The sequence below is a fragment of the Rhodoferax sp. genome, from assembly GCF_018780565.1.
GTDB lineage: Bacteria > Pseudomonadota > Gammaproteobacteria > Burkholderiales > Burkholderiaceae_C > Rhodoferax.
This window is the reverse complement of sequence record NZ_JADMJN010000002.1, coordinates 403,969-429,992: the sequence shown is the minus strand read 5'-3', so window position 1 is coordinate 429,992 and position 26,024 is coordinate 403,969. Positions and strand designations below refer to the sequence as shown.

33 protein-coding genes are annotated in these 26,024 nt (G+C 57.8%); 8 read left to right on the top strand and 25 right to left on the bottom strand.

The annotated features are described in order from the left end of the window. Nucleotides 1–18: 18 nt before the first annotated feature. Nucleotides 19–633: a hypothetical protein gene (locus tag IV109_RS02430; RefSeq protein WP_296691604.1), complete on the bottom strand. Its 615-nt coding sequence runs from the start codon at nucleotides 631–633 to the stop codon at nucleotides 19–21. Nucleotides 634–881: 248 nt separating this feature from the next. Here IV109_RS02430 and IV109_RS02425 point away from each other — a divergent pair, with 248 nt between their 5' ends. Next, complete coding sequence (locus IV109_RS02425; protein WP_296691602.1) at nucleotides 882–1,571, top strand: OmpA family protein; 690 nt, start codon at nucleotides 882–884, stop codon at nucleotides 1,569–1,571. Between the two features lie 77 nt (nucleotides 1,572–1,648). Here IV109_RS02425 and IV109_RS02420 read toward each other — a convergent pair whose 3' ends face one another. Further along, on the bottom strand, nucleotides 1,649–1,963 hold the full coding sequence (locus IV109_RS02420) for a BON domain-containing protein (protein WP_296691600.1): 315 nt from the start codon (nucleotides 1,961–1,963) through the stop codon (nucleotides 1,649–1,651). Between the two features lie 575 nt (nucleotides 1,964–2,538). Between IV109_RS02420 and IV109_RS02415 the strand changes: the two genes are divergently transcribed. Further along, nucleotides 2,539–2,712 (top strand): hypothetical protein, encoded by a 174-nt coding sequence (locus tag IV109_RS02415; protein ID WP_296691598.1) that lies wholly within the window; start codon nucleotides 2,539–2,541, stop codon nucleotides 2,710–2,712. Between the two features lie 80 nt (nucleotides 2,713–2,792). Here IV109_RS02415 and IV109_RS02410 read toward each other — a convergent pair whose 3' ends face one another. Further along, nucleotides 2,793–3,017, bottom strand: coding sequence for a glycine zipper 2TM domain-containing protein (locus IV109_RS02410; protein WP_296691597.1), 225 nt, complete (start codon nucleotides 3,015–3,017; stop codon nucleotides 2,793–2,795). A gap of 543 nt (nucleotides 3,018–3,560) precedes the next feature. On the opposite strand from IV109_RS02410, the gene IV109_RS02405 reads away from it, so the two are divergent. From IV109_RS02405 to IV109_RS02390, 4 genes are all read left to right on the top strand, one after another. Further along, on the top strand, nucleotides 3,561–3,737 hold the full coding sequence (locus IV109_RS02405; RefSeq protein ID WP_296691594.1) for an ATP-binding protein: 177 nt from the start codon (nucleotides 3,561–3,563) through the stop codon (nucleotides 3,735–3,737). A 36-nt stretch (nucleotides 3,738–3,773) separates the two neighbouring features. Then, the gene (locus IV109_RS02400) at nucleotides 3,774–4,595 is read left to right on the top strand and encodes a response regulator (RefSeq protein ID WP_296691592.1); all 822 of its coding nucleotides are present in this window, start codon (nucleotides 3,774–3,776) and stop codon (nucleotides 4,593–4,595) included. Between the two features lie 23 nt (nucleotides 4,596–4,618). Beyond that, complete coding sequence (locus IV109_RS02395; RefSeq protein WP_296691590.1) at nucleotides 4,619–5,368, top strand: Crp/Fnr family transcriptional regulator; 750 nt, start codon at nucleotides 4,619–4,621, stop codon at nucleotides 5,366–5,368. Between the two features lie 235 nt (nucleotides 5,369–5,603). Beyond that, a complete protein-coding gene (locus IV109_RS02390) occupies nucleotides 5,604–5,819 on the top strand; it encodes a hypothetical protein (protein WP_296691587.1) in 216 nt (71 codons plus the stop codon). Here IV109_RS02390 and IV109_RS19090 read toward each other — a convergent pair. The 15 genes from IV109_RS19090 to IV109_RS02320 form a co-directional block, all read right to left on the bottom strand. Beyond that, nucleotides 5,806–6,123, bottom strand: a complete 318-nt coding sequence (locus tag IV109_RS19090; protein WP_366834219.1) for a phospholipase D-like domain-containing protein — start codon at nucleotides 6,121–6,123, stop codon at nucleotides 5,806–5,808. The two genes, IV109_RS02390 and IV109_RS19090, sit on opposite strands and share 14 nt — an antisense overlap. 6 nt (nucleotides 6,124–6,129) lie before the next feature. Further along, a complete protein-coding gene (locus IV109_RS19085) occupies nucleotides 6,130–6,543 on the bottom strand; it encodes a hypothetical protein (RefSeq protein WP_366834218.1) in 414 nt (137 codons plus the stop codon). 92 nt (nucleotides 6,544–6,635) lie between these two features. Further along, on the bottom strand, nucleotides 6,636–6,950 hold the full coding sequence (locus IV109_RS02380) for a BON domain-containing protein (protein ID WP_296691585.1): 315 nt from the start codon (nucleotides 6,948–6,950) through the stop codon (nucleotides 6,636–6,638). Nucleotides 6,951–6,985: 35 nt separating this feature from the next. Next, entirely contained in the window at nucleotides 6,986–7,183 is a 198-nt protein-coding gene (locus IV109_RS02375; protein WP_296691582.1) for a CsbD family protein, read from the bottom strand. Nucleotides 7,184–7,341: 158 nt separating this feature from the next. After that, the gene (locus tag IV109_RS02370) at nucleotides 7,342–8,364 is read right to left on the bottom strand and encodes an SGNH/GDSL hydrolase family protein (RefSeq protein WP_296691579.1); all 1,023 of its coding nucleotides are present in this window, start codon (nucleotides 8,362–8,364) and stop codon (nucleotides 7,342–7,344) included. A gap of 199 nt (nucleotides 8,365–8,563) precedes the next feature. After that, nucleotides 8,564–10,294: a thiosulfohydrolase SoxB gene (soxB, locus tag IV109_RS02365; protein WP_296691576.1), complete on the bottom strand. Its 1,731-nt coding sequence runs from the start codon at nucleotides 10,292–10,294 to the stop codon at nucleotides 8,564–8,566. Nucleotides 10,295–10,364: 70 nt separating this feature from the next. Then, a complete protein-coding gene (soxX, locus tag IV109_RS02360; RefSeq protein WP_296691574.1) occupies nucleotides 10,365–11,012 on the bottom strand; it encodes a sulfur oxidation c-type cytochrome SoxX in 648 nt (215 codons plus the stop codon). 12 nt (nucleotides 11,013–11,024) lie between these two features. Next, nucleotides 11,025–11,828 (bottom strand): sulfur oxidation c-type cytochrome SoxA, encoded by an 804-nt coding sequence (gene soxA / locus IV109_RS02355; RefSeq protein ID WP_296691573.1) that lies wholly within the window; start codon nucleotides 11,826–11,828, stop codon nucleotides 11,025–11,027. 53 nt (nucleotides 11,829–11,881) lie between these two features. Further along, nucleotides 11,882–12,193, bottom strand: coding sequence for a thiosulfate oxidation carrier complex protein SoxZ (gene soxZ, locus IV109_RS02350; protein ID WP_296691571.1), 312 nt, complete (start codon nucleotides 12,191–12,193; stop codon nucleotides 11,882–11,884). 46 nt (nucleotides 12,194–12,239) lie between these two features. Continuing rightward, a complete protein-coding gene (gene soxY, locus IV109_RS02345) occupies nucleotides 12,240–12,695 on the bottom strand; it encodes a thiosulfate oxidation carrier protein SoxY (RefSeq protein ID WP_296691570.1) in 456 nt (151 codons plus the stop codon). A 111-nt stretch (nucleotides 12,696–12,806) separates the two neighbouring features. Then, nucleotides 12,807–13,901, bottom strand: coding sequence for a c-type cytochrome (locus tag IV109_RS02340; RefSeq protein ID WP_296691567.1), 1,095 nt, complete (start codon nucleotides 13,899–13,901; stop codon nucleotides 12,807–12,809). Then, nucleotides 13,885–15,291: a sulfite dehydrogenase gene (soxC, locus tag IV109_RS02335; RefSeq protein WP_296691564.1), complete on the bottom strand. Its 1,407-nt coding sequence runs from the start codon at nucleotides 15,289–15,291 to the stop codon at nucleotides 13,885–13,887. The genes IV109_RS02340 and soxC overlap by 17 nt, the downstream gene beginning before the upstream one ends. Before the next feature lie 105 nt (nucleotides 15,292–15,396). Continuing rightward, entirely contained in the window at nucleotides 15,397–15,720 is a 324-nt protein-coding gene (locus tag IV109_RS02330) for a hypothetical protein (protein WP_296691562.1), read from the bottom strand. A 54-nt stretch (nucleotides 15,721–15,774) separates the two neighbouring features. Further along, nucleotides 15,775–16,275, bottom strand: a complete 501-nt coding sequence (locus IV109_RS02325) for a thioredoxin fold domain-containing protein (RefSeq protein WP_296691560.1) — start codon at nucleotides 16,273–16,275, stop codon at nucleotides 15,775–15,777. Further along, nucleotides 16,275–17,240: an MBL fold metallo-hydrolase gene (locus IV109_RS02320; protein ID WP_366834217.1), complete on the bottom strand. Its 966-nt coding sequence runs from the start codon at nucleotides 17,238–17,240 to the stop codon at nucleotides 16,275–16,277. Before IV109_RS02320 ends, IV109_RS02325 begins: the two co-directional genes overlap by 1 nt. 41 nt (nucleotides 17,241–17,281) lie before the next feature. On the opposite strand from IV109_RS02320, the gene IV109_RS02315 reads away from it, so the two are divergent. Next, nucleotides 17,282–18,379 carry a YeeE/YedE family protein gene (locus IV109_RS02315; protein ID WP_296691558.1) on the top strand — a complete coding sequence of 366 codons (1,098 nt, stop codon included), beginning with the start codon at nucleotides 17,282–17,284 and terminating at the stop codon, nucleotides 18,377–18,379. Nucleotides 18,380–18,388: 9 nt separating this feature from the next. Here IV109_RS02315 and IV109_RS02310 read toward each other — a convergent pair whose 3' ends face one another. From IV109_RS02310 to IV109_RS02290, 5 genes are all read right to left on the bottom strand, one after another. Beyond that, nucleotides 18,389–18,988 (bottom strand): c-type cytochrome, encoded by a 600-nt coding sequence (locus tag IV109_RS02310; RefSeq protein WP_296691557.1) that lies wholly within the window; start codon nucleotides 18,986–18,988, stop codon nucleotides 18,389–18,391. A gap of 4 nt (nucleotides 18,989–18,992) precedes the next feature. Next, a complete protein-coding gene (locus tag IV109_RS02305) occupies nucleotides 18,993–20,285 on the bottom strand; it encodes an NAD(P)/FAD-dependent oxidoreductase (RefSeq protein WP_296691554.1) in 1,293 nt (430 codons plus the stop codon). A gap of 11 nt (nucleotides 20,286–20,296) precedes the next feature. Continuing rightward, a complete protein-coding gene (locus IV109_RS02300; protein WP_296691552.1) occupies nucleotides 20,297–20,599 on the bottom strand; it encodes a c-type cytochrome in 303 nt (100 codons plus the stop codon). Between the two features lie 145 nt (nucleotides 20,600–20,744). Further along, nucleotides 20,745–21,089 carry a metalloregulator ArsR/SmtB family transcription factor gene (locus IV109_RS02295; RefSeq protein WP_296691551.1) on the bottom strand — a complete coding sequence of 115 codons (345 nt, stop codon included), beginning with the start codon at nucleotides 21,087–21,089 and terminating at the stop codon, nucleotides 20,745–20,747. A 74-nt stretch (nucleotides 21,090–21,163) separates the two neighbouring features. Further along, nucleotides 21,164–22,735 (bottom strand): iron ABC transporter permease, encoded by a 1,572-nt coding sequence (locus IV109_RS02290; protein ID WP_296691550.1) that lies wholly within the window; start codon nucleotides 22,733–22,735, stop codon nucleotides 21,164–21,166. A gap of 112 nt (nucleotides 22,736–22,847) precedes the next feature. Between IV109_RS02290 and IV109_RS02285 the strand changes: the two genes are divergently transcribed. Further along, nucleotides 22,848–23,972 carry an ABC transporter ATP-binding protein gene (locus IV109_RS02285; protein ID WP_296691548.1) on the top strand — a complete coding sequence of 375 codons (1,125 nt, stop codon included), beginning with the start codon at nucleotides 22,848–22,850 and terminating at the stop codon, nucleotides 23,970–23,972. A 13-nt stretch (nucleotides 23,973–23,985) separates the two neighbouring features. Here IV109_RS02285 and IV109_RS02280 read toward each other — a convergent pair whose 3' ends face one another. Together IV109_RS02280 and IV109_RS02275 are read right to left on the bottom strand one after the other, a co-directional pair. Then, nucleotides 23,986–24,720 (bottom strand): lysophospholipid acyltransferase family protein, encoded by a 735-nt coding sequence (locus tag IV109_RS02280; RefSeq protein WP_296691546.1) that lies wholly within the window; start codon nucleotides 24,718–24,720, stop codon nucleotides 23,986–23,988. After that, nucleotides 24,717–26,024, bottom strand: coding sequence for a dihydroorotase (locus IV109_RS02275; RefSeq protein WP_296691544.1), 1,308 nt, complete (start codon nucleotides 26,022–26,024; stop codon nucleotides 24,717–24,719). The genes IV109_RS02280 and IV109_RS02275 overlap by 4 nt, the downstream gene beginning before the upstream one ends.

The window sequence follows — 26,024 nt, the reverse complement described above, 5'->3', positions numbered from 1 at the left end:
ATTGCCGACGCAAGAAAATCAGGATTTGCCGAAACGCACCTTGGCCTGGGCAAGGCAGTTATCCTTGGCGTTCCCGGAGAAGGTGTCGCACTTTTCCTTTTCCACTTTATATTGGGCATCCAGTTTGTCAGTGGCCGCCTGGTTGCGGGCGTCAAGAGTTTCACTACTCGCCTTGGCGCGCGCGTCGGAAGATTTTTCGTCGGCAGCCTTGTTTGCATCCGTCACTTTCATCTGCGCCTTGGCATCAGCCTTGGCAGCAACCTGAGTGGCTTTGGCTTCCTTGACACACACATCCTTTGCGTTGCCGGCCAGGTCATCGCATTTTTCCTTGGCAACTGCGTAGGTTGCGTCGGCCTTGGCCACGCGCACCTCGTAGGCGTTTTTCACACTTGGCTTATAGCTGGCTTGCAACTCCGCCTTGGCGATCTTCTCTTTGCCCTTGGCTTCAAGCACGCAGACATCTTTGGTATTGCCGGACAGCGTTGCGCACCCGGTCTTGGCGGCTTTGTAATCAGCCGAGATCGTATCCTTGCCGGTTTTGTATTCGCTCTTGGATATGCCTTGCGCCATGGCGCCGGAGCCGAAGGCAAGAGAGACAGCAAATGCGATGGTACTGAACGTGAGTTTTTTCATTTAATTTCCTTGATGGGGTAAGTTCTTCTCCGCGCCGTAGCTCGGATTTGTGGAGCATAGGTTTTCGAATCATTGCAATCCGTTCGCCAGCACACAGACGCCACTGCCCTTGCGCCGTAACCTCAAGCTGTTGACCTGTGGAGGCAGCGATAAGCACAGCACCACAGCCGGCGGCGATCACTGCTTTCCATGTTGTCATGCCTCGCAGATCAAGCGCCAGTTAAAAAGTAAAACCGAGAGATACCACCATGAAACCCATTACGAAATTTGCATTGGCCGCCATTGTTGCCGCCACCATGATTCCCGCCACCGCCATGGCCCAGGACGCCAGGAACCAGGGCTATGTCATGGATGCCTCAGGTAACATCATCACGAGTGCAAGCGGCCTGTGCTGGCACACCAGCGATTGGACGCCTGCGCGAGCAGTTGAGCCCTGCGACCCAAGCATCAAACCCGTGGCCGTGCTCTCACCACCCGCCCCCAAAGCCGCTGAGTACACACCCGCGCCGGCAGCCGCAGCACCTGTAGCAGCCGCATTGCCGCTGCAAAAAATGAGTTTCTCTGCTGACGCACTCTTTGCCTTCGACAAGTCGGAGATCAAGCCTGAAGGCAAAACAATGCTGGACGATCTGGTGCGTCAGCTCAATGGCACTTCCTATGACGTCATTCTGGTCACCGGCCACGCAGACCGACTGGGTGGCTCGGCTTACAACCAGAAGCTGTCTGAGCGCCGCGCAACTGGCGTCAAGGATTATCTGGTGAGCAAGAATGTTGCTGCCACCCGTATCGAGGCAACAGGGCACGGCGAAACACAGCCGGTTACCAAGGCTGGTGATTGCAAAGGCGGACAAAGCACCAAGGTCATTGCATGCCTGCAACCGGATCGCCGCGTCGATGTGGAGATGCAGGGCACCAAGACAGTGACAGGTTCACGCTAAGCTCAAACAGCCCGCGTCCTCGCGGGCTGAAAAGTCCGGATCAAGGGCTATGGCAGCGGATCTGACACCGCACAGACTCACGGACGGACCGTGATCTCGTTCCTGACTGCCTTTACGCCATTCACACCACGCGCGATACTCTCCGCAGTGCTCCTTTCAGTGGCACTCTTGGCAAAGCCAGACAACATGACAGTGCCGTTCAGCGTCTCGACGCTGATTGCCCCGGCATCAACCTGTTTGTTCTCAACATAACGACTCTTGATTTGCGTGGTGATGGTGGCATCGTCGATGTAGGCACCAACACTCTCCTGGCCGCGCGTGACCGCGCAACCCGTGGCAACAATAAAGACAACGGCCGTCATAGTGGCCGCAAGCAGCGTTCGGATAAGCATCATGAACTCCAATGACATTGAAAGCTAGCAGGTTTTGATCTGACGGTGATGTTCCAATCACCCGGGTCAGGATATGCCAGGCCATCTGACAGGACAAGTCTGCCTCTGTGGCTGTTGATCTGTCTATTTGAGAAATCGCAAGCTATCCATTCAAACCAAGCGAGCGCCATTGCACTGGCGAGAAAATCGTGCGCTGTGGACATGACGCCGGCTCGCCCACTCTTTCCACTATTTCAAATCGCAGTTCCACATTCTTCGTTACGTGACCCAGCGCACAGAGTCCCATCCACTTTTTCCGTATCGTCCCGTCATGAATTCTCACCGTAGATCACAAGGAGTTGGACATGAAGCGTAGGGAACTGAGTGCTGAGATCACTGACTTTGTCAGCGTCAGCAAACACAGCTGTCCGGAATGCAGCGGAAAGCTGATTCGAACTCCCCGACGACCGACTGACCGTCTGTTGAATTTTCTGATGCCGACGCAACGCTACCGCTGTAGCCGGTTTTCCTGCCAGTGGACGGGCAACATTCGCGTCGCTGCCTGAGCCGCCACCTTCCCCGTAACAGGATTACCTATGTTCTTCGCATTCAACCTCTTGCTCATCCTCGCAGCCGTGGTGCTGATCCTATTGGTTGCAGCCACTGCGTCAGCGCCGGTCCACCATCAAGCGGGACGCCTGCTGGTGAACACACCAGGTGCCGAGCCCGACACGGTACCGGCACAGGTCACTGCGGCAGGAATGCAATAGAAGGAAGGGAGGTAGACAAAACAATGCCGGCAAAAGCCGGCATTGTGCATAGATGGCGCCGCACGCCAGGGCCGTCGTTCTTACCGAGGCTTGCTCACCTCGTGACCAATAACACCACCGACAGCCGCGCCAGCACCGGTACAGAGTAGACCACCGCACAGCACATTGCCTGCAACACCACCAATGACAGCGCCCGTGGCGGTGCCCTTTTCCTGGCTCGTCATGCCGGCGCAACCCGCCAGGCCGATGACCGAAACCAACACCACTGTCGACCAGCTCAATGAAATGCGTTTAACTAGGTTCATGGCAAACTTCTCCAAAAAATAAAAATCAAGTCGTACTGCGCATCAGGCACAAGCACGGGCGAATGCCAATTCTTACCGCCTTGCTGCGGCCGGTCTGTGCGCCGGCGTACCCAACGTCAAATAGGTGAAGTGCGAACAACCTATCTGTCAGTGCACCTGCCGAAGAACACCTCGATTGCTATCGTAAAAGTAGCTTAAAACCCAATAAAACAGAGGGCTAGAGACCCATTTAACCCAAAAAATTCTTATGTGCGACAGCGCACAGATCGCGCATGCCCGCCTCGCTACGCTATGTGTAACGAGGCGGCCGGACTGTTCCCTGCCCACATCTCCATTCGTCGACCCGTGAAAAGAGCTGGTGGCATTGCAGGGGAAGCGCGTATAAGGGTATGGAGCAGCCTCCCGCACAACTGACTGTGCGAGTCAGGATAAGCATTTCAACTTGCATCGAGTCTCGCCGAAAGCCCAAAAAGCGTTGCGTTAACCCTGAGGCACATTTTTCTTGAAATCCATCCACAAATCACTGACTTGGCTGGGAGTTGCATGCTTGTTGATCGTGCCGATGGCACGGGCATTGGTTTGGTTCTGAGCAAACAGCTGGTGAGCTTGATGGGTGGCGCCATCGGCGTGCAAAGCACCGTTGGCGTTGGCGTTGGCGTTGGCAGCGTATTCTGGATCGAACTGAAACTGTCGGACAACTCTTCAAATGGCGCGAGCTGAGGCTCGGTCGCATCCACCAACAAAGGAAAAAAGACCATGCTCAATACCATCGATATTCTGAACGCCAGCATCCTGATCGTTGACGATCAGGCATCCAACGTGCAATTGCTCACACAACTGCTGCAAGATGCCGCCTACACCAGGGTGACATCAACGATGAACCCGCAGGAGGTTTGTGCGCTGCATCGCACCCATCACTACGACCTGATTTTGCTTGACCTGAATATGCCTGTTCTGGATGGATTCCAGGTCATGGAGGCCCTGAAAGCCGATGCTGCTGACGACTACCTGCCAGTGATCGTGCTGACCGCCCAGCCAGGCCACAAGCTGCGGGCCTTGCAGTCAGGGGCCAAGGACTTTGTCAGCAAGCCGTTTGATCTGGTCGAAGTCAAAACCCGAATCCACAACATGCTGGAAGTACGTTTGCTGTACAAAAAGCTCGACGACTTCAACAAAATACTGGAGCAGACCGTGCTGCAGCGAACCGCAGAGTTGCGCGAAAGCGAGGCGCGCTATCGCAGCCTGACAGAACTCGCCTCCGACTGGTATTGGGAGCAGGATGAGAACGGCCGTTTTACCAAGGTTTCCGGCCCCGTCCTCCAAATGCTGGGCATCAAGGATGAGAGCCAGCCTGACGCGACCGGCAGCGGGCCCGGCACAGGCTGGAATGAACTGGAACGCGGAGCGCTTCAGAGCACCATCGCGGCACGCCAGCCTTTTCTGGATTTCAACTTCAGCCGCGTCAATTCCGACGGTACGGAACAAAGGTTTCGGGTCAGCGGAGAGCCTATGTTCAACCAGGCATGTCGATTCCTCGGATACCGCGGTATCGGTGTGGAAATCACGGCCCATCAGTAGCAGCAATGCTTGCACACATCGCCATGTCCACGCCCCACGACCCCAATCAAAATCACCTGCTGGCAGCCCTGCCGGAGGCCGAGTTCGCGCCCCTGTCTATCCATCTGGAACTGGTTCCCATGGCGATTGGACAAATGCTCTATGAACCCGGCACGCAACTGCGCCATGCCTATTTTCCGACCACCTCGATCGTCTCGCTGCACTACGTCACCGAGTCCGGCGCTTCGGCAGAGACCGCGGGTGTGGGCAATGAAGGTGTGGTGGGCACCTCCCTGTTCATGGGCGGAGACACCACCTCCAGCTCCGCCGTGGTTCAAACCGCAGGCCATGCCTACCGGTTGGAGCGTCGGATTCTGATGGAAGCATTCAACCGCGCGGGGCTCATGCAAGGTTTGCTGCTGCGCTACACGCAGGCCTTGATGACCCAGATGGCCCAAACGGCGGTCTGCAACCGGCACCACTCGATAGAGCAGCAACTTTGTAGGTGGTTATTGCTCACGCTGGATCGGCTGCCGTCGGCTGACCTGATCATGACGCAGGAACTGGTGGCGGGCATGCTCGGTGTCCGCCGGGAGAGCGTGACTGAAGCTGCTGGCAATCTGCAAAATGCCGGCTACATTCGCTACCGCCGGGGACACATCGGTGTGCTGGACCGCTGCGGCCTGGAAGTCCGTGCCTGCGAATGCTATGCCGTGGTCAAGAAGGAACTGGATCGCCTGCTGTCGGATGTGCGTTACCGGCAAGAGACCGCCTCCGCCCGACCAAGCCGATAAGGCCCGCGCAGTTCAGTTACTTCTTGATGGTCAATTCGGTTCCAATCGTGATACTCGGTGGCGCCGTGCCAGTGGCATCCTCGGCTTTGCCGGGGTATTTCCGTTCGCTTGCGCACATACCTGCACAAGCATTTCAACTATCGTTGCCTTGTCAATGAATCCGATCCAGTTCAACATCCGAAACGCCGTGCAAACAGTGCCCCACCCATTCCATTTTTAACGGAGAAACCACCCCATGAATCCCACCAAACTTATCGGCATCATCCTCATCGCGGCAGGCTGCTTCGGTCTCGCCTACGGCAGCTTCAGCTACACCAAGGAAACCACCGGATTGAAACTAGGCCCGCTGGAGGTCAAGGTTCAGGAGCGGGAAACTGTCAATATTCCACTTCTCGTTAGCATTGGCGCCATCGTGGTTGGTGGGCTGCTGCTGGTTGTTAGCCGCAGATAAGACGCGCCATCCATTCCTTGAGGCGCATCGTCAAGGGTCTCTTTTCCCAGCGGTCCTGGTCAATCGCTTCAGATGCCGCCAGGTCTTGGTCAAACATGGTCTTCATCTTCGCGCTGAATTCACGCCCGATCACCACCGCATTGACCTCGTCGTTGTCTAGAAAACTGCGCCAGTCCAGATTCACGCCGCCAAGGAACGCTATGCGGCCGTCCACCACCAGCAGTTTTCGATGGTCGCGGTTGTAGATCAACCATGATTTCTTGGCCAACAAAGGATTGAGCGGATTGAATTCCAATACCGCCACACCGGCCTAGGCAAGGCGCTCGTAGAACGCCTTGGGCGTATTGAGCCCACCCACGCTGTCGTCAATCAAGTTGACCTGAACACCGCGGGTTTGTTGCTCCAACAGCAGGTTGGCAAACTGCCGCCCGATCTCATCATCTTCAAAGATATAGGACTCAATATTGATATGGTCCCTGGCTGTGCGAATGGCATCGAACATCGCCGCATAAGTGGCTGCGCCATCCTGTAACAAAGTCACCTTGTTTCCCAGAACCAGCGGACGGCCAACAATCGCCTGCTCAAGCGCAATATGCTTGTCAAGCACATCGATGTCACCGGATTTTCGCTTCAGCTCGGCGAGGATGGCTGCACAGCCTGATGCAGACAGGAGTCCCAGGGCCATGAGCAGAGGGAGCCCCGACGTCCCAGCCAACAACTTCATGGAGAGATGCCGATCCTTCATGGGAATCCTACTACTACTGAATCGCCCCGGGAGTCGTTACCGAATCCGGGGCGTTGCTGCGGCGGACTCGTTCAGGGACGAATGGCGATCTCGTTGCGGACAGCCTTCACGCCGCTGACACCACGCGCGATGCCTTCGGCCGTGTTGCGCTCTGTGGCATTCTTGGCAAAGCCAGACAGCATGACGGTGCCGTTGAGGGTTTCCACTTTGATGGCTGCAGCATCGACCAACGTGTTTTCAACAAAGCGTGACTTGATCAGGGTGGTGATGCCAGCGTCATCAATGTAGGCGCCGACAGTTTCCTGACCGCGGGTGACCGCGCAACCTGTAGCGGTCAGCAGAACAACTGCGGTAATGGTGGCAGCGAGTGCGGTGCGGATGTACATGATGTGAATCTCCAGTAAGAGTTAATTGGGGTTTGTCAAAGGACGGATTTGACAGCCTTTTTGATGTCTTGAACCGCCTCTTTGGCATCGCCCAAATGAGTTTGCGCCTTGCCCAGGAGCTGATTTTTCAATCCTTCTGCTTGCAGCTCCCGGTTGCCCACCAGCTTGCCCGCTTCAGCTTGCACTTTACCGACAACACTTTTGACGCTGCCCTTGGCCTGGTCTTTGTTCATGATGCTTTTCCTCGAAAATTTGGAATGAATTACAAAAATTGCAGGTCAAACAATGACCTGCAACTGCAGCTTATTCATTCGTCAAAGAATCATCTGTGCGCTCGCCAACAAAGACGCGTCTATTTTTCAGGGGTCCGGGGAATCAGGCCCCTGAACGGTCAAACCATGCGCCGACGACGAGCCGCGACCAGCGCCAGCACTGCCAGCCCGAACAATGCCAGCATGTCCGGCTCGGGCACACCCAGCACATCCAGCGCCGCGCGGGCAATCAGACCATGTACCAGAGCAGAGGGATGCAGCACATCCGCAAACGCCGATTGCTCACAGCTCACCGTGCCCTCTTGACCGGGGTAACCAAAGCCGAGGCACGGCTGATTGGTGTTGGTGATGCCATAGCTACCCGGATTGGCCACGATGTCATCGGTCAGACCCGCCATGTCCAGCAGATTCATGTGAAGGCCCGGCATGAAAGCACCCAGCCCCATCAGGCCCGTTCCAATCAGTGCATTGAAACGATGGGTGGCATCTGTCGACTCCGCCACCAGATTGGCATGGATCGCCTCCGGCGTGTAGCCCAAGTCTGGCAAAGTGGAAACCAGTACATTCCTCGCACCCAACCCGTACAGGAATCCAATGGTTTGCTGAAGGTTGAAGACCGCGGCCACCGCAGCCGCCTGACGAGAATTGGCGTCACCCCCCGCAGCTGAGCGTGCATCACGCATGTCATTGCCACCGCCAACCACCACGTACAGGGCATTTGGATCGGCAGCGGCGTGGCCGGTCAAGCCCCAAGGGGCATAGCCCGTTCCCCACAGGCCGACGGCCTGGGCCAACACCCCCGGAGGCGTCAACGCAGTGTCAGTGCGAGCACCCGCAAAAGCATAGTTGTTGCCACCCATCAGCGCTGGCGCAGCATTGTTGCTGCTTAACCCCAAGCCAGCGGCCAAGCCCTCGATCCACACAGGACCATTCGACAGCTGGGCGTTTTGATAGTAGGGGCCATTGAAGCCGAACGACGGAGGCTGCGGTGGCAAAACCCCGCCTCCCAGAACAGCCAGATTGCCGGTATCGGACAAACTGTCGCCAAACACGAACATGCTGGTAAACGGGCCGGCCAGCGCAGTCAGCGGCAAGCTCACCACAAGGGGCAAGAAAATGGAACGAAGGCGTTTGAATTGCATCTTGAGTCTCAGGTAATTGTTGATGTTGCTAGCCGAGACATCCTCCCTGGACGATCAGCTACCAACAAGCACGCAATTCTTGAGCCAAATCAAGAAAATCCTTTGAAAACAGGAGCTTATGCAGACAACTCTTGATGGATTCAGTCGGGAAGCGTTCCCTGTGTAAATTTTTCCGACATACGCAGACTGTTTCAGGCGGTCATGCGACAAAACCCGGGTTGTCCTGCACACCCACCAGCTTGGGCACATTGAGCTTGCGTGCCGACACCGTGCCCTTGGCCTTGAGCCAAGGCTCGACCAGGTCCCAAATCGGCTTGCCGCCAGCATTCCTGGCCTCTTCAGACACAGGGGCCCAGCCCGCCACCTTGTATTTGCGGTCGGCTTCAACGGGCTTGCCATTCAGGCGCATGTCATCAATACGCTTGCCCATGGGCGCTGTGGGATTGCAGCTGTATTGAAGCCCGCCCACACGCACCATATCGCCGCCCTGCTGGTAATAAGGGTCGGGATTGAAGAGGTTATCGCCCACGTCTTCCAGAATCGTTTTGATGGTGGTCCCCGTCATCTCCGACACGGTGGTGTAGGGGTAAGTAATGGCGGTCATGTCCATCAGCCATTCGCGGGTAATGGCCTGCCCCGGCAGCAACGTGGTGCCCCAGCGAAAGCCAGGCGAAAAAGCAATGTCTGCGCCCTGCACTTCCATCAAGGCATCCAGCAGGAGCTGGTCACCGGTGCCGCTGAAGTTACCGCGGCGGTAAAGAAACCCGTCGTTGATCGCCAGCTTTTCATTCAGCTTAGCCTCGTAAGGTGCGCGAACCCGTGTGATGAGCTCATCCATCGCCTTGTCAGCCGGCAGCATGTTGGCAAACACCGGCAACAGCTTGTAGCGGAAATCCTTGACCGCGCCGTCCTTAACCTCGAAATCCAGTACACCCAAAAATTTGCTGTTCGAGCCTGAATTGGTCACGATGGTCTTGCCGCTTTTGTTGGTCACGATGCTGGCCACCGGCATACCATCGTGCGTATGGCCGCCCATGATGGCGTCAATGCCGGTCACGCGACTGGCCATCTTCAAATCAACATCCATGCCGTTGTGCGACAGCACCAGGACGACTTGCGCACCTTTGGCACGCGCCTCGTCAACCGTCTTTTGCATACTCTCTTCCTGGATGCCGAAGCCCCAGTCAGCCACCATGTAACGCGGGTTCGCAATCGGGGTGTAGGGAAAGGCCTGGCCGATGATGGCACAAGGCACACCATTGATTTCACGCATCACATAAGGTTTGAAGACCTGATCACCAAAGTCATTGGTCTTGATGTTTTGCGCGATGAACTCAATCTTGCCGGCAAAATCCTTGTCGACGATTTCCTTGACCCGGTCCTGACCCAGGGTGAACTCCCAATGCCCGGTCATGATGTCAACACCCAGCAACTTGCTGGCCTCCACCATGTCCTGGCCTTGGGTCCAAAGCGCAGTGCCTGAACCCTGCCAGGTATCACCCCCGTCCAGAAAAACAGCCCCGGGCCGACTGGCTTTCATGCGCTTGACCAGCGTGGCCAAATGGGCAAATCCACCCACCTTGCCATAGCGCCGGGCGGCTTTTTCAAAGTCGAGGTGCGTCAGCGCATGGGCCTGCGCCGTACCAGGGCGAACCTTGGCCACTTTCAACAGGTGCTCCCCGACCAGATGGGGCAACTGGCCTTTCATGCTGCCAAACCCGAGGTTCACGTTGGGTTCGCGAAAGTAGATGGGTTTGAGTTGCGCATGGCAATCAGTCATGTGCAAAAACGAAACATTGCCAAACTTCGGAATGTCATACAAGCCATTGGCCGCTGTGGCGGCATCGGCTTCAGCAAAGGTGCCCAAGCCCATACCGGCCATGGTGCCTGCACCCAGCACCTGAAAAAACTCGCGTTTGCTTAAATTCATGGTTCTGCAATCACTGATATTTGAGAAGCGAAAAAGCCCGGCTTACAACCGGGCAAGTACGGGTACCGGGCTACTGATTGACCGGCGACTTCGGGTCCAGCAGCAAACCGACCACATGACGCACCTGGGCCTCATTCAAAATTCCAGAGTGGCCAGCCCGTGGCATGTTGGAGCAGGCGTTGTAGGCTTTTGAATTCCAGATCTTGCCCCAGGTGTATTCCACAATGGCTTTCGATGCTGCACTGTTGGGGTCGCTCACACCGCGAAGCTTGCCGTAGTTGTAAAGACTCGGGCCAATGGTGCCGAAGGAAATTTCCTTTTTGTCAATCTGATGGCAGTTGTAGCAATTGCCGCCATTGGCCTGGCCAGGTGCGTCGGTCCAGGTCAGGCCGCGACCGCTTTGGGCAATCTTCTCACCCTCTTTCCAGTCACCGAGAAACTTGCCGTCAGAGGGCCACTTGATGGTCTTCAGGTTGGCTGCTTCAATCGTTTTGGCCAACTTCTCATCAATGGGTTTGCCAGCCACATCGGCGGCACTGCACTCGCGATTGGTCTCGTCCTGAACCAGGCGATCGATCTTGACCAACCCTTCGTCACGAAAAGACGCACGAACAATGTCGGCGGTGAGTTTGTCCAGTTCGGGCCCGGATGGCATGGCCGCACAACCAGCGATCAACAGCACGGCAACCGAGGTCAAATAGGGGGTTATCTTTTTCATGCTTCAGTCTCCTTAGCGCTTGATCGCGGGTGCAATCGACTCACCGCCCTTGCCATTGACACCCAAGTACACGCCCAGCGCAATGGTCGCATCGCTGCCAAACAGCGGATAGGGAAATCGTTGCTGGCGATAGCAATCATTCAAGCGCAACTGCATGCCCCACATCTGACCATTGGAGACGCGGTACGCAGGCCAGGCGCCAAAGCCACTGCCAGCGCCGGGGTTCTGCGTCAAGTTGGGCAAGTCCTGCAAACGAATACGTTTGCCGTCTTCACCATGACAGGACGCACAGGAAAAGTCGTGCGGGCCGCCACGTGCAAAAAAAAGGCGCTTGCCCACTTCGTACATCGTCTTTTCGGCGACTTCTGTTTGAGGTAAATTGAATTTCATGCCCCTGGACTCGCCCGAGATCCAGGTGGCCAATGCGGTCACGTTGTTTTGTTCGCCTCGACCAAAGGGGGTTTTTGCGATATCAGCCGCATTGAAACCCTGAAGAGTTTCCATGCAGGTGACGAGACGCGATTCAAGATCCTGCACCTTCCTGGTGTCGGCAAAAAAACGGGGCAACTCCACGAAGGCACCTTTGACGATGCCCGGACCCTTGCCCAAATCACATCGTTCAAGAGACTCCTTTTTAGGGCCCCGCTTTTGCTTCCAGAGATCCTCCCCCTTGGCTTCAAACAGCTCGGAGGGATTGCCATCAGCCAGCATGGCGCGGTATTCGGCAATGCCGTCGGCAGCCGACTTCTGTGCCCAGGCACCCGGAGCCAGTGCGCCGGTCAGTGCCGCCACAAGGATCAGTTTCGTCTGTTTCATGGTCTTGTCTCCATCTACTATTTATGGACCATTGTCAAAGCCAGTGGCGACACTCAGGACACTGTGGCCTCGTCAGTACGTGTGTCACCACGGTTGTCTTTCCAGGACACGCCTACCTTGTCGCCCGCCTTGGCACCCTTGATGGTGAACTGCAGGAACGGGTTTTTTGACACAGCCGGGCCCCACTCTGCCGTCAAAACGGTTTTGCCGTTGAGCGTGGCCGTCACATCGGTGATGTGCCAGGCCGGGATGATCTTGCCCGCGGAATCTTTGCGCTGACCAGTTTCCATCTCGTGGCCCATGAGCACACGAACGGTGGCATTGCTGCCTGCTACTTGAGCGCGAATGCGCATCGGATCTGCCATTTTGAACTCCTGATTCTGAAAAAATATGTCGATGAAATCGGGGCAATCAGCCGCCGCAGCCACCAAGCGTGACCTTGACTTCCTTCTTGGCAAAAAGGGCTTTGCCGTCGTTCATGATGGCCACGGCATACACATCCGATGACTGACCCATCTTTGCGCGGGTCGATAGATTGGCATCCACGCTGTCGCTCAGGTTGAACATGGCGATCAACGCGGACGGATTTTTTTCAACGAGCAACAGCAGTTGCTTGACACCTGCCAGCGTGGTTGAAGCACCCAGCGGAACGACGGCGCCGTTCTCGGCGATGTCAGGCGCGGTAATGGTCACATCCTTGCTGGCTTGCGGGGCACCCGCACCAATGGCCTTGAGTACTTCGGCAAGGCTCTTGGCTTCAAATGCTGGCGCATTGAAAGCCAGGGCATATTGTGGAAACAGGCCGGTGCCAGCGAGCAGGCCTGCGACCAACGCGCTTTGTTTAAGTGTCTTGCGACGGGTTTGCATGAAGAGCTCCTTCTGGTTTAAGTCAATGCCAATTGAACGTGATTCTTGCCGATTCAGGGAATACCCCTTGTGGGACTTCAATTGAAGCCACCGGTTCCACCAATTTTTTCACTATTTCGATGCCCCCGCGGAGAGCCAGGTCGCAATGGTCCTGGCATCCGCCTCGCTCAAAGTCTGCGCCGGCATGGGTATCGGTCCCCACACACCTGAGCCCCCGGCCCTGATTTTCCCGACCAGATAGTCCACTTTACCTGCATGTTTTTTCCCAATATCAGCGAACGACGGCCCCACAATCTTCTGGCTGACACCATGACAGGCGGTACAGCCATTCTGCCCCGCCAGGTTCAACGCAGCCTTGCTGGCATCAGCGCCGGATGTGACCGGCTTGGCAACAGGCGGGGCAGCACCCACAACAGGCGTACCGATTGCAGCCTTGCCTTTGACTTCAGGGCGGTTGGTGTCCGCGCCATGCTGGGCGCCGACCACGCGGTTCTGCTCCGCCAGATTGCCATGCGCGTTGCGGGCAAAGTCAGGTAAGAATGAAGCAATTTTCGGCTCGGAAATGCAGTTGGACATGCAGGCGGTCGCCTTGATATCCGGTACGCGCTTGCCGCCCAAGGCCTGGCCTGGCCACAGCGCATGCGCAGTGGTCATGCCATTGCGGTTGGGCAACCGAGCCTGCGCCTGGGACATGGTCTTGTCAGACAAAACAAAATCATCCGGCACAACGCCACCCAGGTTCAGCAAAAATGCCGTTACCGCGTACACCTCATCGGGCGTCAGTGATTTGGGCTGCGACCAGGGCATTGCGCGGTTGATGTAATCCCACAGCGTCGATACGGTGGCGACTTTCATCAGGGTTGTTCGTCCCGGGAAAGAAGCATCGAGCAACCGGGCGACACGGCCGGTCTTCACATCGTCGGCCGTCGTGCCACCCACCAAGGGGCTGAACACCTCATTCGACTCACCAAACACGCCATGGCAAGCGGCGCATTTGCTTTCCCATACATCCTGCCCTTTGGCTACCGAGCCAGAACCCGCAGGCAAGCCCTTGAAATCAGGGCGCACATCAATGTCCCAGGCAGCGACTTCGCTGGCTGTGGCGGCACGGCCCACGCCTGGGTATTTGGCAGCACCCTGCGCCACACTCAAATCGGCCGCACAGAGCAAAGCCAGGGCGGCAATGGCTTCAAGAAATCTGGACATTTTTTACCTCCCCGTTTTCCTGCACCAGCCAGGACTGAATGGAGTTATTGTGGTAAATCGAACGCGTACCCCGCACAGCACGCGACTGCTTGTAACTGGGCTGTACGTAACCGGTGTCATCGCTGGCGCGACTCTGAATAATGGTGGGTTTGCCATCCCACACCCAGTCGATATTGAAACGCGTGAGGCATTTGCTGAGCACAGGCGTCTCAAGCCGGGCTGAACGCCAATTGCGTCCACCATCCACGGACACATCCACCTTTTTTACTTTGCCGCGCCCCGACCACGCAAGCCCCGTGATGTTGTAGAAGCCCTTGTCCAACAGCACCTGACCACCGGAGGGTGTGGTCACCACGCTTTTGCATTCCTGAATGCTGGTGTACTGCCGGTGTAGTCCATCAGGCATCAAATCAATGTAATGGATGGCCTCGTCTTTGGTCGCATAGGGCTGGTCACCCACTTCAATGCGGCGCAGGTACTTGACCCAACTCACACCCTGCACACCGGGCACGATCAGCCGCAGCGGATAGCCATTTTCGGGACGCAGCATTTCGCCATTTTGACCATAAGCAATCAGCACTTCACCGGAGAGAATCTGACTCATGGGAATGGTGCGCGTCATGGATGAACCATCGGCCCCTTCGGCCAGCACGAACTTGCCACGCTTCAGGTCAGCACCGGCCATCTCCAGCAAGGTGATCAGGGGTACACCCGTGAACTCGCTACACGACAACATGCCATGCGAATACTGGGCCGTGGGCACAGCCACATTGCCCCACTCCATACCGGTGTTGGCACCACACTCGATGAAATGGAAACGGGATACGGCGGGCAAACGCATGATCTCGTCCAGCGTGAACACTTTGGGCGTTTTCACCATGCCCGGCTCTGAGCCGTTGACCATCAAACGATGTTTGGACGGATCCACATCCCACCAGCCCTGATGATGTCTCTCGAAGTGCAAGCCACTGGGCGTAACGATGCCAAACAGCGACTGCAATGGCGCAAAAGACACGGACGATTGCGTCGTTTGGGTCAAGCCCGGGCTCTGGCGCCGCTGCACGTTGGCCTCAAACCTGGAAGGCTTGCCGTAGCCATCGGTGGCCACACCCTGGCCCAGCCCCTTGCTGTGTTCAGGTAAATTCAGAATATTCGGATCACCGCCAGCAGAGGGCACCGGATTGCCTTGCGCCAGCGCCGCAGAGGCACCTGCGCTGGCTGCCGCCGCCGCAAATGCCGTACGCATGAAATCACGCCGCCCCTGTCGGGCTTCTGACGCAACCGTTTGAATGCCGTCCCTGCTCAAAAAATTCTCTGGCGCTTTTTGAATGGCTCCCGAGCGTATATTTTCGTGATTCACACCATCTCCTGTTGAGATTCGTTCGTTCATTGCCCCGGAAAAATCGAATGAATCATTCCATCAGCAATTACGAATATATATGATCTTTGCCCGACCAACCTTAGGGATTACCCCATTCCTTCGGGTTGATCACTTTCACTTAAAACGATAGTAATCCCGGTTCAATACCGCAGAGATCGCCGTTACTTCATCGGGAAACAGACTGAGCTTCAGCTCGGTGTTGCATTGCTCCACCATACCGCGCAGAAACCCTGGTGTGGTGATGCGCCCGGCAGGTTTGTAAATACTGCTGCCATCCCCCCCCACCTTACCCTGGTGACAGGCCACGCACTTGTTCTCGGCGATAAGTTTTTCGCCCAGAGCAAGGTCAGCCCCCTGAAACTCGACCGGCGTTTGGCTCCATGCGATGCTTGCGCTACTCAACACTGACAGAGCCATCACCAAAGCATGGGTTTTCATCGTCATTCCTTGCCAGCCAAAAACCCGAGTCTGGCAGAAAAAGTTGTCTTGTGTCTACGGCCTTGAAGGCTGGGCAATCTTCTTTTTCGCAAGCTCAAGACGATCGTCAAGGTAGGCCCCATAAAAATCGGGCAGCATGCCACCCACCAGACGCTCAGCAAGCTCCAGGCCACCCGAACCAAAGAAGAGCACCGTAGGGGCAATCTTGATACCCCAGGACCGAACCAGTTCATCATGCGTCACCACTGCACCCGCAAAATTTCTGACCGGCTGAGTGCTCCGCATATCGACCTGCACAACAGGCAAGCCCTGCTGTACCTGCATCGGTCCCAGATAATTTTCCCGGGTGAGCCTGCAAAATACACAACCATCCAGGCTCACCATCACAACGAGCGGACGCCCGCTCTTCAGCGCACGGGCCAGCTCATCTGGAAGCGACACCGAAGCGGGCAACACAACCGGAGCGGCCCCGGCAGGTTCGACAACACACCCCATTCCCACCGCCAGGCCGGCCATGGTGACCCAGCGCCGCTCCATGCCAGTCCTGGACAGCATCAGTTGCCGTCTCTTTCCATGAGCAAATAGGTGTTGTAGGCATTCATGCGGTTGATGAAGCGGAACATCGGCAACTGCTCAAAGCGCGTCCAGTCGGCCGCCTGGTAGGCCTCTTCAAAAGGTTCCATGTTCTTCGCAGCCTGGCCCATGGTGGCACGAAGGTGTGCCAGATAGGCGCGGGTCAACTGCATGTCCTCAAGCACATCTTTCGACACTGGGCCGTGTCCAGGCACGATCACCGTTGCATGGAGGGCAAGCAAGTCGTCCAGAGCCCTGACCCAGTGGCCGCTGTCAGCCTGCCCCACAAATGGCAACCGGTTTCGAAACACCAGATCACCGGCAAAAAGGACCTTCTCATGGGGCAGGAAAACTGCCAGGTCTTCGGGCGTATGCGAGGGCCCCATGGGCTTGATCTGAAAACTTGTGCCTCCCACGACGAGTTCCCTGGCGCCATCAAGCCATTCGTCTGCCTCCACAAGCTGAGTCTGCGCATCCACCCATGGCGCGAGTTCCTGGCGCGACGCGTTCAGGCGCAATCGGGCGGCATCCGAGTTCAGATAGGCCAGCGCAGCACGATGCGCCACGATGCGCACACCGGCGGCCTTGAAACTCTGGAGGCCATAAATATGGTCAGCATGGTAGTGCGTCACGATCAAATGCGTGATCGGCACCGCAGTGACTTTTCGAATCGCAGCCATCAACCGTGTCGCCAAAGCGGGCGACCCCAAAGCGTCGATCACAACCACGCCCTGGGGCGTGACCACGAAGCCTGCATTGGAGATGAAGTTCTGATTGGCGGGAGACCCGGCGGCCAGCAACCCCTCGACGTACCAGGCTGAAGGCGACACCTGCCGTGCGGTCATGACCGGAATGTCCTCTGCATTCGCCCACGGTGTGATCAACACCCAGGCCCCTGCCAGTGCAAGCATGCGCAGGCGTCGGAAGATGGATTGGTGTATCTGCATTTGGAGTAATATAAGCGAGTACTGAATTATCAGGTGCTGTTTTGAATTTAGCAACCCTTCTCGAAAAGCATGGTGACGGCCTCATCCTGGCATTGGGTGGCCTTGTGATCGGTCTCGGCTTTGGCTTCTTCGCCCAGCGCTCCAGGTTTTGCCTTCGAGCCGCCGTGATCGAGTTCTGGCATGGAAAACCGGGTGAAAAGATCGCCGTCTGGTTGTTGGCGTTTTCAACGGCTGTGGTGGCAGTTCAAGTGCTGCTGCTGACACATTCGCTGGACATCAGTTCGGCCCGCCAAATTGCGACTCGGGGCAGCATCTCGGGCGCCCTGATTGGCGGACTGCTGTTTGGCGCCGGCATGATCATGACGCGGGGCTGCGCCAGTCGCCTGTTGGTACTGTCGGCCAACGGCAACCTGCGTGCGCTTTTAAGCGGTCTCATCTTTGCCGTGACGGCGCAGGCATCCCTGTCTGGCGCCCTCTCCCCCTTGCGCAACACCATCAGCACCTGGTGGACGGTGGAAGGGGGGGCATCCCGCGACCTGCTTGCCCTGACCGGTGCGGGCCCGTGGGGCGGACTGGTCTTTGGCCTAATCTGGTTTGCTGCAGCCCTGTATTTTTCTATACGAAGTGGCTGGGGCTTGTGGAAATGGCTCGGTGGTATCGGCGTGGGCCTCATGGTGGGCGCCGCATGGTGGTTCAGCTTCCAGGTGTCGGCCAATTCATTCCAGGTTGTGCCTGTGCAGGGCCTGACTTTCAGCGGCCCCTCGGCAGAATGGTTGATGCGGGTCTTGTCCCTTCCATCACCCGCCATCGGCTTCGATTTTGGCTTGCTTCCAGGCGTCTTTGCAGGTTCTTTCATAGGGGCCTGGATCGGCAAGGATCTCAAGCTTGAAGGGTTCAAGGACGGCTACAGCATGCGTCGCTACATTGCGGGCGCCGTTCTGATGGGTTTTGGTTCCATGCTGGCTGGCGGTTGCGCGGTGGGTGCAGGCATGACCGGTGGCGCCATCTTTGCGCTAACAGCATGGATCACACTGCTGGGCATGTGGGCCGGGGCGGGCCTGACAGATCGCCTGCTGGACCCGGATGCCGGCGAGCTGCCCGCCAACCAGGGGCCAACGCGAGGCGCACTCGCACCCTGAAGGCTGGCGCTATTTGCCGCTCAGATATTCGGCCACTGCTGCCATTTCCAAAGGCGTCATCTTGCTCGCAATAGAGTGCATCACTGCGTTGTCATTGGTCCGTTCACGTTTGTCAAACTGCCGAAGTTGCGCCTCGATATAGGGCGCGTACTGCCCGGCCAGACGCGGCAACGCCGCAGTTCCCAGGGCGTCCTTGCCATGACAGCTGGCACATGCAGCCAGGCCACTGAACTTGTTGCCCACCTGAAAAACATACTTGCCCACAGCGGCCAGATCTGCATCCTTGGGAGGTTCAGCGGGTAACGACTTCTTCTCGAAGTACTTACCCAGGGCCACCATTTCATCCGGCTTGAGTTTGGCCGCCATGTCGGCCATGGCGGTGCTTTTGCGCTTGCCCGATTTGAAGTTTTCCAACTGCTTGGCGATGTACTCCCAGTGCTGGCCGGCCAGTCTTGGAAATACCTCACTGGAGGATTCGCCTTCGGCCCCATGGCACACAAAGCAGACCCCCGATACAATTTTTTTGGCGCGGGCCTCATCGGCCTGCGCCCAAACACTGCCTGCGCCCAGGCACATGACGACGGCGACGCATTGAGCCAGAGCCAGCATGGCGTCAGGCGAGCGTGTCAGCCCAGATGTTGCGCGCCCAAGCCATGGCGTAGCGTCCTTCCAGTTCATTCGCAGCGCTGGAAACGCCACCAGCCCCTGCCACCGTCAGCATGGTTTTCTTTTCCGCATCGTAGCGGTGCACGCTGGCCACATGAACCACATCTTCATCGCTGACAAAGCTGTAGCAGGTGTTGTTGTAAATCGGCATGTCGTTAGGTGTTTGACCTGTCAGCAAGGCCACCACCGCCGCAGCGCAGGTTTTCCCGTGCTGGTTGGCCATGTGGCCCGATTTGGGCATGGCAGGCGCAATTTGTATGGCATCGCCGAGCACGTGAATATTCTTCGCTGCCTTGGACTCGAAGGTCAGAAAATCCACCTCGCACCAGCGCTTGTTGGCAGTAGCCAAACCGGTTTTCACCGCAATATCGCCCGCGCGCATGGCCGGAATCACGTTCAGCACCGAAGCCTTCACATCGTCATTGAACTCGAACTTCAAGGTGTTGGTAGCGGCATCCACATCAACCGTGGTGTGCTTGGGGCGGTACTCGATGATGCCTTTGTAGCGCTCGGCCCAGGCCTTTTTGAACAAGGGACCTTTGGAGGTAACGTCATCGTTCGCGTCCAGAATCAGTACCTTGCTTTTGGGTTTGGCCTTGCTGAAGTAATGGGCTACCTGGCACGCACGTTCATAAGGGCCGGGCGGGCAACGGTAGGGCGCCAGCGGGATCGAGAGCGCATACACACCACCATCGGGCATGGCTTCAAGCTGTTTGCGCAATGCGGCCGTTTGAGCACCGGCTTTCCATGAATGCAGCACCTTGTCCTGCGCACCGGGCTTGGCCATGCCGGGCAAGGTGTCCCACATGAAGTCGACGCCGGGCGATACGATCAACCGGTCGTAAGGCAGTTCACCGCCACCGGCCAGCTTGACCAGCCGCTTCTCTGCATCAATGGCTATGACCATGTCACGCACCAGATTGACGCCATGGCGGCGAACCAGGTTGTCATAGGGTGTTGTGATATCCGCCATGGTCTTGCTGCCACCCAGAACCAGATTGGAGATGGGGCAGGAAACGAACGACGCATTGGGCTCCACCAGCGTGACATTGATGCCGTAGTCTGACCACATGCGCACGTATTTCGCGGCGGTGGCGCCACCATAGCCGCCTCCAACCACCACCACTTTGGGCCCACTGCCAGTCCCGGTACTGGCACACCCTGACACCAGCCCCAGCGTACCCAAAGCACTAAGCACTGAACCAGCACCCACGGTTTGTACAAGTTGACGACGTTTCATGGTGTACTCCCTTATTTTTTCAGGGCCGCAAAATACGCGGCCAGTTGTGCGAGCTGCTCATCCGAATAACCTTTGGAGAGCTGATGCATGATGGTGGCGGGCTTCTTTCCCGTCTTGAAGTCCAGCATTTTCTTCAACAAATCCTCCTTGGCCTGGCCTGCCAGCGACTCCATGCCTTGCTGGGCGACACCGTTGGTGCCATGGCAGCTGGCACAAGACGCTGCCATGCTGCGCACCTGCAATGCGTCAGCACTGGCCCATACCGACGCGACGGCCAGCGCCGCACCTACGGTTACCTTGATCCACTTGTTCATGCTATCTCCTTGCAATATTCAAAAGCCGGGACGACCAGAGTCCAGAATCGATCGATGGATATTTATTCGTCGAGTCTTATATACATGAATCGTAAGTCGCGCCCATCAAAATCAGATACGGTACAAACCCGCAGTGAAGACGGCGTCAATCCTTGCGGCGCTCGCCATCGACGGCAATCTGCAGGCAAACCGCACGGCACAAACTTGCGACCCGATCGTCCACGATTCGGTAGAAAATCTGTACCCCATCGCGTCGTTTGCCAAGCACGCCAGCCTGATACAGCGTGTTGAGATGCTGGGACATATTGGGCTGCGTGGTGCTGATTTCGCTCAACAATTCGCCCACATTTTTCTCGGTGTCACACAGGCTGCTGATGATTTTCAGCCGCATAGGCGCCGACATCACCCGAAAGAGTTCAGCGGCCAATTCAAACACCTGATCGGGTTCTGTCACCGCGTTGGCAGATGCGTTTTCCGCACGAGTCACCATGCTGGACCTCCGGTTTGACAGCGCTGGGGGGTTGGTTTCATGGGTGTGAATATAAACGCTTATTGCCAATTCGATCAGCGCAAGGGGGCTCGCAAGGTGCGGCTGAGCAGAACCACGGGGATCAGTCCGACCAACACCAGCGCAAGCGATGGCAGCGCTGCCTCGCCCAGACGCTCGTCGCGTGCCAACTGGTAAGCCACTACCGCCAGGGTATCGCTGTTGAAGGGGCGCAGCACCAGCGTTGCAGGCAGCTCCTTCATCACATCAACAAACACCAGCAAGGCCGCGGCAGCCGTCGAGCGCCGAAGCAGAGGCCAGTGCACATGCCGCAATAGGCCGAAATCTCCCATGCCCAGCATGCGGGCCGAGTCATCAAAACTCGCCGGAATACGTGCGTAACCGCTTTGCACCGACTGCAAAGCCACTGCGCAAAAGCGAACCAGGTAGGCCCAGACCAGCCCAAGTGAGGTTGCTGTCACCACATAACCCGCACCACTTTGAGGCGCCGCTGCCTGCAGCCAGCCAACGGGCAGCAACAGTCCAACAACAATCACCGCACCTGGCACGGCATACCCCAGGGCGACCAGCTGTACGGCCAGTCGAGTGGGCAGATCAGGGCGACGGCGTCGGTTGAACGCCAGCATCAGGGCCAGCCCCACGGCAAGGGCTGCGCTGATGGCGCCCAGGCGCAGGCTGTTCAGGGACCACATGAAAAACTGCCCCCAGGACAAAACAGACCAGTCCGCCACCAAGGGCCGAAGCATGAACAACACCGGCAGCACAAAACCGATGAGCACAGGCAAGCCACATATCAACCAAGCCAGCCATTTGGCGCGTCCCTGCAAGGCATGAGGTCGCGCATCAAGGGAGCCGGCACGTCCGCCACGCGTCACGGAGAAGCGCATGCGTTTTTGGGCGTGGTGCTCCAGACCCAGCAAAAGAACCACCAGCAGCAACAGCATGGTGGCCAACTGCGCCGCCGCAATGCGGTTGTCCATGGAAAGCCAGGCCTTGTAAATACCTGCTGTGAAAGTCTGGATTCCAAAATAGCTGGACACCCCGAAATCCGCCAGTGTCTCCATCAGTGCCAAGGCCGTCCCGGCGGCCACAGCCGGGCGCGCCAGGGGCAAGGCCACTTCGCGAATGCGCCGGCGCATCGGCGCACCAAGCAAACGCGCAGCTTCCATCAGGTGCGCAGCTCGCTCGCCCAGTGCAGTGCGTGCCAGCAAGTACACGTAGGGGTACAGTGAGAACGTGAAGACCCAGGCCGCACCGCCCAGACTGCGGATTTCGGGAAACACCCTGCCCTCGACGCCCAACACGGAACGTACAAAGGTCTGAAGCGGCCCGCTGAACTGGAGAAAGTCGGTGTACGCGTAGGCCACCACATAGGCGGGCATGGCCAGAGGCAACAACAAGGCCCACTCAAAGACGCGCCGCCCCGGGAACTCAAACATCGTGACAGCGGCTGCCGCTGACAAACCCACCAGCATCACCCCGGCCGCCACCATCAGGCACAAGCGCACCGTTGTTCCCAGGTAATCAGGCAGCACCGTGTCGCTCATCTCGCGCAGGATCTGGCCGGCAGCCGCACCCGATTCACCCCATGGCAGCCACGAAGCAAACACCGCAACCACCGGCAGCATGAATGCCCCGGTCAGGATCAACAGTAAAAATTGGCGAAGCCGGCGAAAAAACATGAAAAGAGCGAATCCGACTTTATGCAAATGAGAATTGTAAGCATCTACAATGATTTTCATGTTCTTAGAGGTATCCCAACTCCGTGTCGCCTATCCCGGGCGCAGCCAGCCTGCCGTGCGGGACGTCTCGTTTGGCCTCCATGCGGGCGACATCGGCGTTCTGATCGGACCGTCCGGCTGTGGCAAAACCACCCTGTTGCGGGCGGTAGCCGGTCTGGAGCCGGTGACATCCGGCACAGTCAAGCTGTCAGGCCAAATTGTCAGCAGTGCCGGACTTCATCTGGCGCCCGAGGCGCGCCAGATTGGCATGGTGTTTCAAGATTACGCCTTGTTTCCGCATCTGAACGTGCAACGCAACATCGCCTTCGGCCTGCATCACCTGTCCCGTAGCGCACGCGCAGAGCGGGTCGCCGAGGTGCTGGATCTGGTCGGCCTGACGGGCCAGGAGGGGAACTACCCCCATGAACTCTCAGGTGGTCAGCAGCAACGGGTGGCACTGGCACGGGCACTGGCACCCAAGCCGCGCCTGCTGCTGCTGGATGAACCTTTTTCCAATCTGGATGTGGACCTGCGCGAACGTCTGGCCCATGAGGTGCGTAACATTCTTAAGGCCGCACAGACCACGGCGCTGTTTGTGACGCACGATCAACTGGAGGCCTTTGCCATTGGTGACACCATCGGTGTCATGCACGAAGGACAGCTACACCAGTGGGACGATGCCTACACGCTTTACCATCGCCCGGCATCGCGCTTTGTGGCTGAATTCATCGGGCATGGCGTGTTTGCACCGGCCGTGATCCGCGAGATTGATCATCAGGTGGTGGTGCAGACGCCCCTGGGCGATCTGACGGATGTAGCCGAATGCCCTCTGCCCTGCGCGTTTTCTGGCGGCGCATGCGATGTGCTGTTGCGCGCCGATGACATCGTGCACGATGACGATGCCCCCGTGAAAGCGGAAATCCTTCGCAAGGCCTTTCGTGGCTCGGAGTTCTTGTACACCCTGCGTCTGGCCAGCGGCGACACGGTCATGGCGCATGTGCCCAGCCACCATGACCACAAGATTGGTGAATGGATTGGCATTCGCCCCCAGGTGGACCACGTGGTCACATTCAACCGGGATTGCCCGGTCAGCGATGGGAAGATGTGCCGCATGCCGTGCGAACACACCACCAAGCCCAGCTAGCAAACCCTCAGAACTAGGCTCGCATCGCTGCGATGGAATTTCGCACATCCGCGGCCCACGTGCGCCGGTCTCGGCCTTGTGCACTCTGCGGCTCGCCAAAGGTCACGACAGCACACAAGGCAGGCGCGGTCAGGGTGCGCCAGATGGAGCCCATCAGGGTGTCATCGTTGATGTAGCAAGGCGCGAGGCTGCGTTGACCACTGGCCCGATCGATGAACTGCATGGCGACCGGCTGGACCGGTACGTTGGCCGAAATCGCAGCCTGGAACAAGTTGGCATGAAAAGGAAGCAGACTCACCCCATCACTGGTGGTGCCTTCCGGAAAAACCGCCAGCACATCGCCATTACGCAGGCTGTCGGCCATGTGATTCACAACGCGCATGGCGTCCCGCCGGGATTCGCGCTCAATGAACAGGGTACCAACGCCGGCGGCCAGGGCACCGATCACCGGCCACTGCCGCACATCGGCTTTGGACACGAAGCGGCAGTAACGCGCAGCATGCAAGGAGGTGATGTCCAGCCACGATATGTGATTGGCCACCAGCAACATGGGACCGGTGCGGGCGGGCTGGCCTGTGACGACCAGCTTGATCCCCAGGCAGGCCAACATTTCCAGGGACCAGACCTGTATGCGTATTTCCTTTTGTTCCTGGGACAGGCGCGGAAACCGCCACAGAATGGTGAGCAGGCCGCCAAGGATATGCAGGACTGCACGCCCAAGCTTCCAGCAGGCCTTGATGCGTTTCATCGCGCCTGAAACGCCACCTGCCCGCCCACGATGGTGCACCGCACCCGACCCGGCAGCTCGTAGCCCGAAAACGGCGTGTGTTTGCCCTGGCTGAGCAAAGCGCCGGGCTCAACCGTCCAGGCAGCCTTGGGATCAAAGACACACAGGTCGGCGATACCTCCCACGACCAGACAACCCACCCGTCCCTGGCGTTTGCCCAATGACGCACCCAGTACAGCAGCGGGACCGCTGGTCACCACCTGCAGAGCTCGCGCCAGGCCAACACCACTGTCCACACTCCATTTGAGCGCCAGGCTCAGGAGCAGCTCAACCCCCGTAGCCCCAGGCTCGCTTTCAGCAAACGGCAGGGCCTTGGCGTCTTCATCCACCGGGGTGTGATCAGACACCAGCGCATCGATGGTGCCGTCCGCCAGGGCTGCGCGCAAGGCATCCCGATCACGTTGCTGGCGCAAGGGTGGGTTGAGCCGGGCCCGGCTGTCAAAGTAACCAATGTCGGCATCGGTCAGATGCAGGGAATTGATGCTGATGTCACATGTGACTTTCAAGCCGTCGAGCTTGGCCTGGCGCACCAGGGCCACGCCGGCGGCGCTGCTGAGCCGGCACAAATGCACCCGTGCACCCGTGACCTTCATCAATTCGAATATGGTGTGCAAGGCGATGGTCTCGGCCACCACCGGCACACCGCTCAAGCCAAGACGGGTGGCCAGTGCACCGCTGGCGGCCACGCCTTTGCCAAGGTAGAGTTCCTGCGGACGCAGCCAGACACCATAGTCAAAGGTGCTGGCGTATTGAAACGCACGCTGCATGACCTGGGTGCTGGCCAGCGGCACTTCGGCCTGGCTGAAGGCCACACAACCGGCCTCAGTCAACTCCACCATCTCGGTGAGCGTTTCACCCGCGAGGTTGCGCGTCAAAGCGCCCAGCGGATGAACGCGGGCCTGGTTCAGTTTTTCGGCGCGAAAGCGCAGCATCTCCACCAGACCCGGCTCGTCCAGCACCGGCTCGGTATCGGGCGGGCACACCAGACTGGTCACGCCACCGGCGACAGCGGCCGCCATTTCGGACTCCAGCATGCGGGCGTGTTCATAGCCAGGTTCGCGCAGCCGCACCGCCAGGTCCAGCAGTCCCGGCGCAACAATGCAGCCCCTGGCATCAATGGTCTGACTTGGTTGAAAATCATTTGCTATATTTTTAATAGCTAGAACCACGCCATTGGCGAGGGCCACGTCTGCAATTTCATCAAAACCGCTGACAGGATCGATAACCCGGCCACCCTTGATCAGAATGTTGGTCTGTGTTTTCAT